Genomic DNA, 12,723 nt, shown 5'->3' with positions numbered 1-12,723 from the left:
ATGAAATGGAGTCTATCAAAAATTAATTTGATTTTTTAAGGCTTGTGTTTAAAAAGTAACTTTTAACTCACTTCCCTTAGTGCCAATTTTAGCAGTTCGTTTGACACGCTACTTGAAAATAATGAAAACTATCAGAGCCTTAATAAAGGGCTTGAAAGTGTTGTATATTCAAAACAGTATGGTCTCATTACTGCACCTGAACTGCCCTTGAAAAGTAGTGAACAAAAGTACCATACACTCTATGCTAAAGATAAAGTTTGGAAATTTAAAACAGAGGGTGAGCTGACTGGGATGACTTTTATAGATAAGCATAGAGTACTTATATTGCTGCGTGAGTACTCTTACCTTATCAGCTATTTAGTGGAGCTTAATCTTCGTGTTTGTAATAAACAAAGAGTATGTAACAGTAGTTTACTGGCAAAGTTTGATTCAGAAGATGGATGGAAAATCGATAATTTTGAAGGAGTAACAAAAGTAGGAAAAAACAGATTTTTGATGGTAAGTGATGATAATGACTCACTCTTTCAAAAAACACTTTTAGTGCTTTTTGAAATTACTCGTTGATCAGCTCTTTTATGTTTTTTGCCAACTTCGCACAGTTTGTGATTTTTTGGCTTTTAGAGAGTTGTTCATCTAAAAGAATGTTGATAAAAGCACTCCCGACGATGACACCGTCTGCACCTTTTACTTTTTCTTTTGCAGTTTTTTCATTGACACCAAAACCGACATAGACAGGAGTTTGTGTATATTTCTTGATAGATGCTAAGAATGGTTGCAGGTCTTCAGCTGTACCTGAACCTGTGATACCGGTGTATGCTACCATATAGATAAACTTTTGTGCATCTTTTACTATTGTTGCAATTCTCTCTTCTGAGTCAGTAGGGGCAACAAAAGAGATATTTGTCATCTCATGAGCATCAAAAAGCTCTTTGTAGGCAAGTGATTCTTCATATGGCACATCAGGAATAATCAGTCCATTGACACCAAGACTCTTGGCGTGAGGAATGAGCTCTTGCATATTTTGCTGGTAGAAACTGTTAAAGTAACCCATCCATAATGTATCAACTTTTGGTGCAACTACTTTAGATATTTCAAGAAGGTCTTTAAATTTAAAACCTAACTCTAGTGCCTTATGGTTTGCGTTTTCAATGGCAGGACCATCTGCCACCGGATCAGAAAATGGAACACCGAGTTCAAGTGTGTCTACACCATTTTCACCAAGAGCTAATGCTAAGTCAATGCTAAAGTTTTTATCAGGATATCCTGATGTGATATAGGCTACTAAGTTTTTTGTACTGTTTTTCATTTCTATTTATTGTTCCAAGTCAGGTATTTTAAGTAGAGAGTATTTGATTTTACTAAGTTCATTGTCCATTTTAAAGTCATCTTGCCATGTTGCGAACATATCGCTGATATTTAAGAGCCAGTCAATAGTTTCTTGACTCACTGGAGGTTTTTGTTTTCGTAGAGCTTCAAGCTCATCTTCAACAAAGGCGGCAAGTTTATTCATTGGGACAATTTTGAGATAGGCTGATGCAGATTTAATGTTGTGAAAGACACGGAAGAGCTCATTGGTACTGCGTTCATACATATTTGGTTTTTGCAAATCAATTATCATAACTTCCATGCTCTCTACCATCATAGCGTAGTGGTCTAGAAACTCGTCTACAATTTCAAAATCAAAGTTAGCATCTAAATCACTTCTTATACCCATCAAATACTCCAATTATTGTTCAAATTATAGCAATATTTGGTTAAAATACATCTATGAATAAAAAAATAACAATATCTTCGATTAAAAAAGCTAAGGGAGTAAAGCCTTTAGTGATGATTACAGCCTATGATGCACTCTTTGCAAAGCTCTTTGAAGAGAGTGCCGATATGATTTTGGTAGGAGATAGTCTGAATATGAGCTTTGCAGGTAAAAGCGATACTATCTCAACAAGCTTAGAGCAGATGATATACCACACAAATGCAGTCTGTAATGGTGCCAAAAACAGTTTTGTTATCTGTGATATGCCTTTTGGAACATATACTACAAAAGAAAAAGCGCTTGAAAATGCGACAAGAGTTTTTCAGGAGACTTTGGCAGACTGTGTAAAGATAGAAGGTGGAGCTGACAAAGCTGAGACAATAGAATACCTTACATCTAATGGTATAGCGGTATGCGGGCATATTGGTCTTTTACCACAGTCTGTACGTAGTGAAGGTGGTTATAAGGTAAAAGGTAAGAGTGAAGAAGAAAAAAACTCTTTGATAGCAGATGCAAAAGCAGTTGAGAATGCAGGTGCATTTTGTATGGTCATTGAAGGTACAAAAGCAGATGTAGCAAAAGCTGTTGCTGAAGCTGTATCCATTCCTGTAATTGGTATAGGAGCTGGAAATGAGGTAGATGGACAGGTGCTTGTTTTTTCAGATATGCTTGGACTTTTTGAAGAGTTCACACCAAAGTTTGTAAAAAAATATCTTGATAGTGCATCGCTTGTAAAAGATGCTCTTGCAAAGTATGCTGATGAGGTACAAACAAGAAAATTTCCTACCAAAGAACATACCTATTAATGAGTGAATTATCCATGGATAGAGTTGTAGATATTGAAACTTTTTCATTAGAAGATGCAAGTTCAGAACAGACACTGCGTCCTGATGCCTGGAGTGAGTATATCGGTCAGGATCAGATTAAGAAAAATCTCTCTGTCTTCATAGAAGCAAGTAAAAAGAGAGATGAAGCACTTGACCATGTCCTTTTTTATGGACCTCCTGGACTTGGGAAAACTACACTTGCACTTATCATTGCTAATGAGATGAACTCAAATATTAAAGTAACAGCGGCTCCTATGATAGAAAAGAGTGGGGACTTGGCTGCAATTTTGACGAACTTGGAAGAGGGTGATATCTTGTTTATCGATGAGATTCATAGGCTCTCACCTGCTGTTGAAGAGATACTCTACTCCTCTATGGAGGATTATCGTATTGATATTATCATCGGCAGTGGTCCTGCGGCACAAACAGTAAAGATTGATTTGCCACGATTTACTCTCATTGGTGCAACAACACGTGCCGGTATGCTTTCAAATCCTCTGCGTGACAGATTTGGTATGAGCTTTCGTATGAACTTCTATTCACATGAAGAGCTTGCAGAAATCATCAAGCAGGCATCAGCAAAACTGGAGCGTGAGATCGTTCATGATGCGGCTTTGGAAATTGCAAAACGAAGCAGAGGAACACCTCGTATAGCACTGCGTTTACTTCGTCGTGTAAGGGATTTTGCCGAGGTTGCAGATGAAGAACATATCAATCATGAACGTACAAAATATGCTTTAGATGAGCTTGGTATTAACTCACATGGTTTTGATGAAATGGACCTGCGTCTTCTAAATCTACTGGCAAGCTCAAATGGTCGTCCAATGGGACTGAGTACAATTGCTGCAGCACTGAGTGAGGATGAGGGAACAGTGGAAGATGTACTAGAACCTTACTTAATCGCAAATGGATATTTGGAGAGAACAGCTAAAGGTCGCAAGGCAACACGGGCAACCTATGATGTTCTCAATATGAAATGTGTAAATAATGATGGGACACTTTTTTAGATGAAACCACAATATTTTATAGCTATACTTTTTGCAACATCACTCTATTGGATGTACCTGCTTTATGCTCCATTTTTGATGGTCATAACAATTGCAGCACTTTTGGCGGTCTCTACATCTACTATTCAGGACTATTTTGAAGTAAAATTACACTCAAAATTTTTAGCAGCTTCGCTTTCAAGTCTTTTACTTGCATTGCTCTTTTTCGCACCACTTGGGTATTTTTTGGCTTCACTTACTATATGGCTGAATCATTTAGAACCAGATACCTTGCAGCGTGTGGAAAATTATATCAATGGACTTATAAAAAATCCTCCTGAATATCTACTCTTTTTAAAGCCATATATTTCTGATTCATTTCAAACTATTAATATAAATACTATTACAGCGAATGCTCTGAGTATAGCTGCAAAAATAGGTGCTTTTAGTGCCGGATTTTTAAAAAATGCTTTCTTGGTCGTCGTATTCTACTTTTTTGCTTTGTATAACGGTGAAACTATTATGACCTTTATAAAGCGTACACTACAGATGTCAGTAGAAGAGTCTACGCTTTTGGCCCGTGAGCTTTCATCGGTTATGAGTGTAGTGTTTTATTCTATCATTACCACTGCGATGTTTGAGGGTGCTCTTTTTGGTATAGCAGTCTCTTTTATGGGCTATAACGGGCTATTGTTTGGAATCATGTATGGTTTTACATCTTTGATTCCGGTCGTTGGTGGTGTATTGATGTGGCTACCGTTTATGATCTATGAATTTGCTCTTGGAAATGCAGCAAGTGCTCTCTTTATAGCTCTTTATTCCATTGTTGTTATCTCAATGGTCGCAGATACTTTCATAAAACCACTTATCATTAAATGGATAAACAAAAAACTGCTCAATGAAGATGATACAAAGATGAATGAGTTGGTGATTTTCTTTGCGATTATCGCAGGTCTTACAACTTTTGGATTTTGGGGCATGATACTCGGACCTGCAATTACCGCATTTTTCTTAACGATTTTAAAACTCTTTGAAGCACAAACAAGAGAGTGTGAATCAAAAACAGGTATTGATTAATCTTTATAGATTTCTGGGTTGTCGCCTTTCCATCTGCGATGTAGCCAGAACCAAAATTTTGGTTCTTTTCTGATAATATCGCTTAGCCAATCAGCCTGAGCTTGTGTTGCTTCTAAGATGTCTTTTTGTGGATCATCTGTTTTATTGACTTTTATCTCATCACCTAAGATGATGGTATAGTTCTCTTCATCATCTGTACGAATATGTGCAGGAATGATGGCAGCGTTAAATTTTCTTGCCAAGTAAGCAGGTGTTGCTGTTTGACGTAAAGGTTTTCCCATAAACTCTACCATAACACCCTCTTTTTTATTGATGTTTGTATCTATAAGAATACCACTGGCTTTTCCTTCTTTTACAAGTTTTATAAGTGGTTTGATAACATTGGTTTTTTCAAGATTTGTATTGCCAAATCGTGCTCTTGCTTCTAAAAGCCACTGTTCATAGACTCTGTTTTTAAGTTTTTTATAGACTGCCGCGATTGGCTCAACCTCTATGGAAAGGCCGGCAGCTCCCAACTCCCATGCACAATAGTGTGGTGTTACATAGATGACAGCTCGCCCCTCTGCATGAACTCTATCAATCGCTTCTTTATTAACGATTGTTATTTTTTTACGAATCTCTTCTTTAGAGAGATTTCGTATCTCCATAAGGTATAAAAAGTTGTAAAGCAGATTTTTAAAGCTGTATTTTGTAATGGCTTTTATCTCTGCTTCGCTCATACTGTTATCAAAAGCATAGTTGAGATTTTGGCGTGCGATGTTACGATATTTTTTTGATGTTATATAACCGATAGTTGCCAAAGCACTAAAAAAACCTTTGCGGAAGCTTCTTGGCAGCAGTATTAAAATTTTTTCAAAAAGTAAAAGTAGTTTATATCCCATTATATAGAAGTTCCTTTGCTATATGTATGATTTCTGAGATTTGAATATCTTTAATAGAATGGTCAGTTTTATCAATTTTTAAAATATTTACTTCTGAAGGTGATTTTATACCGATATTTTTAGAGGTCTCTCCTATCATTCGTCTTGTTGTCGGTCCAAGCAGGGTTATTGAGGGAATATTCTGCGCCCATGCCATATGTGTTGGCCCTGTATCATTACCGATAAGCAGATCCATATGTGAGATAAACGAGACCAACTCGTCCAAAGTGAGCTTTGGTGCCATCTTCGCATATTTTGAATGTTCACAAATCCATCTTGCATCTTCATACTCTTTTTGATTGCCCCAGATGATGTAAGACTCTTCTTGTAAGTGATTGCAAATATCTGCAATCTTTTCTTTTGGGTATATTTTAGACGGCCATGAAGCACCAATAACAAAAGCGATGTTCTTTTTCTCTTTCTGCAGTGAAAAATTTGTTGTAATACTGAATATAGGCTCTTTTTTTTCTAGCATATTTTGTGTAATTGAGATATTAAGAGCATCTGCAACAACTTTGGCATTGCGTGAGATGACATTTTCTTCGTAAGCAATAGCAGTGTTTGTCTTATAAAAGAATGATGCCAAGGATTCCCGTGTTGAGTTTTTGTCAAATCCATGCGTATTTTTTCCAAGAATCCTAGCAACAATGGCTGACTTGATAAGTCCCTGCATATCGATGACAATATCAAAGTGAGCTATGGCTTTTAGTTTTTTATACTCTTCTTTTAAAAGCCAAAAGCTTTTTTCTTTTTTAAATTTTTTGAGATTGACCGTATGGACAGTGTCTAGATATTTTGCATTTTGTAAAACTGCACTAAAGGCTTCCTCAACTATCCATGTTACTGTTGCGTGAGGATAGTTTTGTCTGATAAACTGTAAAACTACAGCACTGTTTACAATGTCGCCAAGTGCTGAGAGCCTAACGATGGCAATTTTTTTAATATCTTGATTCATTAATGACATTATAGTCAATCTTTGATATAATTCAAACAACCAAAAATGAAATAAAAGGGAGGCAGAGATATTATGGTTGCATTAGATATTCAGCATTTTGCCGAAGGTAGAACAAAAGCAAGAGCTTATTTTTGCTATCTCTTTTCTAAAAATATTCCAAACAGACTGCCATCAATCACTCGTGAGATGATTATGCCACGTCTGTTGAAAATCAAAGCAGACTTGGAAAATTGTGAGGGTGTATATCTTCTTGATGAAAAAGGTGTGCAGGTAAGTCCCACTTTTACCCCAAAGGGACAGATTGATGATGATATTGGAAAGATAAGAGCAGACCGTGCATACTATTACAGAGCTGTAAGAGAAGAACGTTGTACGATTACTGATCCTTATCCATCTCTCATTACCGGAGATTTGACAGTTACTGCTTCAGCGCCTATTTTCAATGAAAATGGAGAGTTGAAGTATGTAGCATGTTTGGATGTACCACTTGAAGAGGCGATTAAAATTGCGCATCCAACAACAATGGACCATATCTTCAGTGAGTTTTTCAAATTTGCTTATGGGGCTTTTGCGTTTGCACTTATTGCTGTGGCAATATTGCTCTTTTTTAAAGGGATTCAGAGCTTTTTTGTTTATGAGATAACGCCTGATAAGTTTAAAATCAAAGATATGTTTGAGGCAACTATTCTTTTAACACTTTCTCTGGCCATATTTGACCTCTCCAAAACACTTATAGAAGAGGAGATACTTGGACGGCATAAAGAACATAATGTTTCAGGACCGCATAAAACGATGGTCCGATTTTTAGGGAGTATTATTATCGCTCTCTCGATTGAAGCTTTGATGCTTGTGTTTAAATTTGCGATAATTGATCCGGACAAACTGATATATGCGATGTATATTGTTGCAGGTGTTGCGATGCTTTTGATAAGTTTAGCGGTATATATAAAATTTACAAAATTGAAAATAGATGAATAATGATAGCAATAATTGATTATAACATGGGAAATTTGGCATCTGTGCAAAATGCATTTGCCAAACTTGGAAAAGATACAGTAGTTGAGAGCAACCCGGAGAAGTTCAGTAGTTACGATAAATTAGTACTGCCAGGTGTTGGTGCATTTGGCGATGCGATGGAACATTTGCGTGAGATGCAGATGATAGAAGCGATTAAAGAGTTTGCCGCAAGTGGAAAACCTATGCTTGGTATCTGTTTGGGAATGCAGCTTCTTTTTGAAAGCTCTGAGGAGTTTGGCTTTTACACAGGACTTGGACTTATCAAAGGGAACGTAACACATTTTGATGTCAGTAAATTTGAAGAAAAACTCAAAGTACCACATATGGGATGGAATAGAATGTTTACAAAAGAGCATCCTCTTTTTGTAGGTCTTGATGATGAACATTACCTCTATTTTGTCCATACATACCATGTAAACTGTGCAGATGAAAATGACATCATAGGTGAGACATATTATGGATATAAATTCACCTCTGCGGTAGCACATGAAAACATTATGGGAATTCAGCCACACCCTGAAAAAAGTCATAAAAACGGGCTCAAAATTTTAGAAAATTTTATTAATTTATAAAGGAAAACTATTTCAATGACACTATATCCGGCAATTGATTTAAAAGATGGAAAAGCAGTACGCCTGACAAAAGGGCTTATGGAGAGTGCCAAGATCTACTCAAATGAGCCGTATGAGCTTGTGAGAAAGTTTGAAGAGATGGGTGCTGAGTGGGTGCACTTGGTTGATTTAAACGGTGCATTTGCAGGTGAACCAAAAAACCTTGAACAGATTGTAAAAATTAGAGAAAACTGCAATGTAAAGCTTGAACTTGGTGGTGGCATTCGTGATGAAGCAACAATTAAGAAGATGCTTGAAATTGGAATAGATAGAATTATTTTAGGTTCCATTGCAGTTAAAGATCCGCAATTTGTCAAGGATATGGCTGCAAAATACCCAATAGCAGTTGGTATTGATGCTATTAATGGTTATGTTGCCGTTGAAGGTTGGGGTGAAGTGAGTGAAATGAAAGCTACGGATCTGGCACGTGAATTTGCAAATGCAGGTGTTGAAGCTATCATCTGTACAGATGTTGGGCGTGATGGCACACTCTCTGGCGTGAACGTTGATTTTACACTTGATATTGCGCGTGCGAGCAAAGTGGCTACAATTGCCAGTGGTGGCGTAAAAGATGAAGAGGATATCAAAGCACTCATAGAGACAAATGAGATAGAGGGTGTTATCATTGGGAAAGCTTACTATGAGGGGACATTAGACCTTCCTAAAATGTTTAAACTGCTCGCTTAATAGTAAAACAAACAAAAATTCGATATTATTAGATAAATAAATTTGCAAATTATAAAAAAGGATTTCAATTGAAATTACTTGTTGTTGATGACAGCTCTACAATGCGCCGTATTATTAAAAATACTTTGGCTCGTCTTGGTTACAAGGATGTACTTGAGGGTGCCGATGGAGTAGAAGGTTGGTCACAGTTGGATGCAAATCCAGATGTAGAGATGTTGATTACAGACTGGAATATGCCGGAAATGAACGGCTTGGAGCTTGTAAAAAAAGTACGTGCAGATGAGCGTTTTACGGATCTGCCTATTATTATGGTAACCACAGAGGGTGGTAAAGCTGAAGTTATTACAGCACTAAAAGCTGGTGTTAACAATTATATTGTAAAACCATTTACTCCTCAAGTATTGAAAGAAAAACTTGCTGCTGTTATGGGTGTTGCGGAGTAATGCAAGAGCATTATTTCGAACTCCTTGTCAAAGTTTCTTCCCATTATTCTCTTTTTTCCGATTTTTTAGCAGATACACTTCCTATTGGTTTTGAAGAGACTGATGAGGGTTTTATAATTCGTAGCGAAGATGAACTTGATACTATCATTTGGGGTTTGGAGCAGTTTAGAGAAGCACTGCAAAAAGCACTGGGGAGTACAATAGAACTTGAGTGTGAGCAAAAAAAGCTCAAAAACAGTGACTGGGTTGAATCCTATAAGCAAAGTATTGAGCCCCTTAAAATCGGTAAGTTTTATATTCATCCTACTTGGAGTGAGCCAAGTGATGCGCTGATAAATATTGTTATTGACCCAGCACTTGCATTTGGTACCGGACACCATCCTACAACTGCTTCATCTTTACTGGCAATTTCCAACTATGTAAAGTCAGGTGATAAAGTATTAGATGTTGGCTGTGGAAGCGGTATTCTTGGTATTGGAGCAATGAAACTCGGTGCTACTGTTGATGCTTGTGATACTGATCCGATCTCAGTAGAGAATACAAAAGCTAATGCTGCATTGAATGGTTTGGAGTTTCATACGCTTTGGGAAGGCTCATGTTCATTTACAAAGAAAAAATATAATATCGTTGTAGCAAACATTGTTGCCGATGTATTGACGTTTATAGCAAACGAGCTTAAAAATGGACTCGAAGATAATGGTGTGCTTATTTTATCTGGTATCCTTGATAAGTATGAAGATAAAGTGTTAAATTATTACAAAGATTGTGAAATCTTAGAAAAAATAGCTCAGGACGAGTGGATAACTTTAGTACTAAAAAGAAAATAATAAAGAGAGATAGATGTCAAATCAAGAAAATAATAATAACAATAACAATAACTTTTTCAACCAAAATCCTCTGATCACATTTGCAATTTTTTCAGTAGTTGTGATTTTACTATTTAAGGTAATTGTTGGTGAAGGTGCAGGAGGCTCTGCCTCTGCAATGAGTGCAAATGCTAGAGTTCAGCCTGTAAGTTACTCAGAGTTAAAATCTTTGGTAAAAGAGAAGAGTCTAAAAAAAGTAGAGATTGGACAGACTTTTATTCGTGCGATATCAAAAGATGGAAATAAAATATATACAACACGAATCGTTAAAGGTGATAACGAACTTGTTAAGCTGTTGGATCAAGAGGGAATCGAGTATACAGGATTTTCTGAGACGAACTGGTTTACAGAGATGTTTGGATGGCTTTTTCCATTTTTGCTTATCATCGGTATATGGATGTTCTTTGCCGGACGTATGCAAAAAAGCATGGGTGGCGGTCTTCTTGGTATGGGTAACTCAAAAAAGCTTATCAGCTCTGAAAAACCAAATACAAAGTTTGATGATGTTGCAGGTGTTGAAGAGGCAAAAGAGGAAGTCCAAGAGATTGTTGACTTCTTAAAATACCCTGGCCGTTATGTTGAGATCGGTGCAAAGATTCCTAAAGGAGTACTCCTTGTTGGATCTCCTGGTACAGGTAAGACACTTCTGGCAAAGGCAGTAGCTGGTGAAGCAGATGTACCATTTTTCTCTGTAAGCGGTTCTAGCTTTATAGAGATGTTCGTTGGTGTTGGTGCTGCACGTGTAAGGGACTTGTTTGAGCAGGCAAAAAAGGATGCACCTTCTATCATCTTTATTGATGAGATTGATGCTATAGGTAAGAGTCGTGCTGCTGGTGGTGTTATGGGTGGTAACGATGAACGTGAACAGACACTTAATCAACTTCTTGCAGAGATGGATGGATTTGGTACAGATACACCGGTTATTATTTTGGCTGCAACTAATAGACCGGAGATACTTGATACTGCACTACTTCGTCCTGGACGTTTTGACAGACAGGTTCTTGTTGACAAACCGGATTTTGAAGGTCGTGTGAAAATTCTTAAAGTGCATATGAAAAGTGTAAAAATGGATGACGATGTTGATGTTGAAGAGATTGCACGTCTTACTGCTGGTCTTGCTGGTGCAGATTTAGCAAATATTGTTAATGAAGCAGCACTGCTAGCGGGTCGAAAAAGTCAAAAGACTGTTAAGCAGCAGGATATCTTTGAAGCAGTTGAGAGGGCACTTGCAGGACTTTCAAAAAAATCACGCCGTATTAATCCAAAAGAGAAAAAAATCGTTGCATACCATGAGAGTGGACATGCACTTCTTGCTGAAACTACTGAAGGTGCTAAAAAAGTTTCTAAGGTTTCCATTGTTCCACGTGGTCTTGCAGCACTTGGATATACGCTTAATAAGCCAGAAGAAGATAGGTTTATGATGCAAAAACATGAGTTATTGGCTGAGGTTGATGTACTTCTTGGTGGTCGTGCAGCCGAACAAGTTTTCATCGGTGAGATATCAACTGGTGCAGGAAATGATTTAGAACGTGCAACTGAGATCATCAAATCAATGGTACAGACTTATGGTATGAGTGATATTGCAGGTCTAATGGTGCTGGAAAAATCGCGTCAATCTTTCTTAGGTGGACCTGCACAGGCTGCTACACGTGAGTATAGCGATAAAATGGCTCAAGAGATGGATGAATTTATCAAAAAATCTCTCGATGAACATTACAAGTCAGTAGTAGAACGTCTTGAAGAGTATAGAGATGCTATAGAAGAGATGGTGGCACTCCTTTATGAAAAAGAGAATATTACAGGTGAAGAGGTTCGTAATATTATCTTGAAGTTTGAAAAAGAAAATGGATTGGAATCAAAAGTTATCCAAGATACAGAGAGTATAGAAGATGAGCTCAGAGAGGATGCGACAATGAGTAAAACTTCTAAAGATAGTGAGCAAAGAGATGAGAAATAATCTTTTTATAATTGCAAAGAGTGGCTGGCGCTATATAGGGTATGCTGCGTCAGCTTTTTTACTCTTCTCTATCATAGATTTGGAATTTTTTGCATTTCTTTCTTTTGTAGTAATGCTTATTTTTGTATATGTTTATAGAAATCCTGAACGCCAGATGCCTTTTTATCAGCAGAACAGTTTTATCGCACCTGCTGACGGTGTCGTAACAGCGATAGAAGAGTTAGAAGACTCAGAATATGCATACAAGATAGAGATAGAATCATCCTATTTTGATGTAGGGGTACTGCGTGTACCTATGAATGCACAAGTAGCATCTATCAACATTGTCAGAGGCAGCAGAGTAGGTAAGAACTCAAAGCTTTTTTCTCTTTTAAATGAGTATGCGGAACTACTCTTTGTCGATAATGAGAATAATAGTGTAAATATTGTCCATAGAGAAAAGCAAGGTTTTGCTCCGATTGATATTGATCTTGTAAAAGGGCAGGAACTTATGCAGGGTGCACGTTATGGTGTTATGGTAAATGGCGTAACCTCAATCTATCTCAAATCAAACTTTCGTCTCAATATCAGCGTTGGACAAGAACTAAGAGCTTCTGAAACACTTATAGGTTATTTTTCTTAATA

General features: G+C 37.2%; 14 protein-coding genes and 1 pseudogene. 11 read left to right on the top strand and 4 right to left on the bottom strand.

Translation table 11 applies throughout. From position 1 onward, the window contains the following. Positions 1-138 precede the first annotated feature (138 nt). Positions 139-564, top strand: a pseudogene (locus ES948_RS10415) (esterase-like activity of phytase family protein); the annotation flags it as partial. On the opposite strand, the gene trpA reads toward ES948_RS10415, so the two are convergent. Together trpA and ES948_RS10405 are read right to left on the bottom strand one after the other, a co-directional pair. Further along, positions 554-1,306 carry a tryptophan synthase subunit alpha gene (gene trpA, locus ES948_RS10410; RefSeq protein WP_152184886.1) on the bottom strand — a complete coding sequence of 251 codons (753 nt, stop codon included), beginning with the start codon at positions 1,304-1,306 and terminating at the stop codon, positions 554-556. The pseudogene ES948_RS10415 and the gene trpA sit on opposite strands and share 11 nt — an antisense overlap. 6 nt (positions 1,307-1,312) lie before the next feature. Further along, entirely contained in the window at positions 1,313-1,714 is a 402-nt protein-coding gene (locus tag ES948_RS10405; RefSeq protein WP_152184885.1) for an Hpt domain-containing protein, read from the bottom strand. A 53-nt stretch (positions 1,715-1,767) separates the two neighbouring features. Between ES948_RS10405 and panB the strand changes: the two genes are divergently transcribed. From panB to ES948_RS10390, 3 genes are read left to right on the top strand one after another with little or no spacing between them, the layout of a single operon-like run. Next, entirely contained in the window at positions 1,768-2,559 is a 792-nt protein-coding gene (panB, locus tag ES948_RS10400) for a 3-methyl-2-oxobutanoate hydroxymethyltransferase (RefSeq protein WP_152184884.1), read from the top strand. A 14-nt stretch (positions 2,560-2,573) separates the two neighbouring features. Further along, positions 2,574-3,587 carry a Holliday junction branch migration DNA helicase RuvB gene (gene ruvB, locus ES948_RS10395; RefSeq protein WP_152184888.1) on the top strand — a complete coding sequence of 338 codons (1,014 nt, stop codon included), beginning with the start codon at positions 2,574-2,576 and terminating at the stop codon, positions 3,585-3,587. Further along, complete coding sequence (locus ES948_RS10390) at positions 3,588-4,643, top strand: AI-2E family transporter (protein WP_152184883.1); 1,056 nt, start codon at positions 3,588-3,590, stop codon at positions 4,641-4,643. Here the strand turns inward: ES948_RS10390 and ES948_RS10385 are convergent. Next, on the bottom strand, positions 4,640-5,524 hold the full coding sequence (locus tag ES948_RS10385; protein WP_152184882.1) for a lipid A biosynthesis lauroyl acyltransferase: 885 nt from the start codon (positions 5,522-5,524) through the stop codon (positions 4,640-4,642). The genes ES948_RS10390 and ES948_RS10385 overlap by 4 nt on opposite strands. Beyond that, on the bottom strand, positions 5,514-6,518 hold the full coding sequence (gene waaC / locus ES948_RS10380) for a lipopolysaccharide heptosyltransferase I (RefSeq protein ID WP_152184881.1): 1,005 nt from the start codon (positions 6,516-6,518) through the stop codon (positions 5,514-5,516). Before waaC ends, ES948_RS10385 begins: the two co-directional genes overlap by 11 nt. A gap of 72 nt (positions 6,519-6,590) precedes the next feature. Between waaC and ES948_RS10375 the strand changes: the two genes are divergently transcribed. From ES948_RS10375 to ES948_RS10345, 7 genes are all read left to right on the top strand, one after another. Further along, positions 6,591-7,496, top strand: coding sequence for a PDC sensor domain-containing protein (locus ES948_RS10375; protein ID WP_152184880.1), 906 nt, complete (start codon positions 6,591-6,593; stop codon positions 7,494-7,496). Beyond that, positions 7,496-8,107, top strand: a complete 612-nt coding sequence (hisH, locus tag ES948_RS10370) for an imidazole glycerol phosphate synthase subunit HisH (RefSeq protein WP_152184879.1) — start codon at positions 7,496-7,498, stop codon at positions 8,105-8,107. The genes ES948_RS10375 and hisH overlap by 1 nt, the downstream gene beginning before the upstream one ends. 15 nt (positions 8,108-8,122) lie before the next feature. After that, positions 8,123-8,833 (top strand): 1-(5-phosphoribosyl)-5-[(5-phosphoribosylamino)methylideneamino]imidazole-4-carboxamide isomerase, encoded by a 711-nt coding sequence (hisA, locus tag ES948_RS10365; protein ID WP_152184878.1) that lies wholly within the window; start codon positions 8,123-8,125, stop codon positions 8,831-8,833. A gap of 68 nt (positions 8,834-8,901) precedes the next feature. Next, complete coding sequence (locus ES948_RS10360; protein ID WP_152184877.1) at positions 8,902-9,276, top strand: chemotaxis response regulator CheY; 375 nt, start codon at positions 8,902-8,904, stop codon at positions 9,274-9,276. Beyond that, positions 9,276-10,103, top strand: a complete 828-nt coding sequence (locus ES948_RS10355; RefSeq protein ID WP_152184876.1) for a 50S ribosomal protein L11 methyltransferase — start codon at positions 9,276-9,278, stop codon at positions 10,101-10,103. Before ES948_RS10360 ends, ES948_RS10355 begins: the two co-directional genes overlap by 1 nt. A 13-nt stretch (positions 10,104-10,116) precedes the next feature. After that, positions 10,117-12,099 carry an ATP-dependent zinc metalloprotease FtsH gene (gene ftsH, locus ES948_RS10350; RefSeq protein WP_152184875.1) on the top strand — a complete coding sequence of 661 codons (1,983 nt, stop codon included), beginning with the start codon at positions 10,117-10,119 and terminating at the stop codon, positions 12,097-12,099. Then, positions 12,089-12,721, top strand: coding sequence for a phosphatidylserine decarboxylase (locus tag ES948_RS10345; RefSeq protein ID WP_152184874.1), 633 nt, complete (start codon positions 12,089-12,091; stop codon positions 12,719-12,721). The genes ftsH and ES948_RS10345 overlap by 11 nt, the downstream gene beginning before the upstream one ends. The last annotated feature ends 2 nt before the right edge of the window (positions 12,722-12,723 follow it).

Source organism: Sulfurimonas indica (assembly GCF_009192995.1).
GTDB classification, from domain to species: Bacteria; Campylobacterota; Campylobacteria; order Campylobacterales; family Sulfurimonadaceae; genus Sulfurimonas; species Sulfurimonas indica.
The sequence above is the reverse complement of the archived record's forward strand: the minus strand, read 5'-3'. Positions and strand labels throughout refer to the sequence as shown.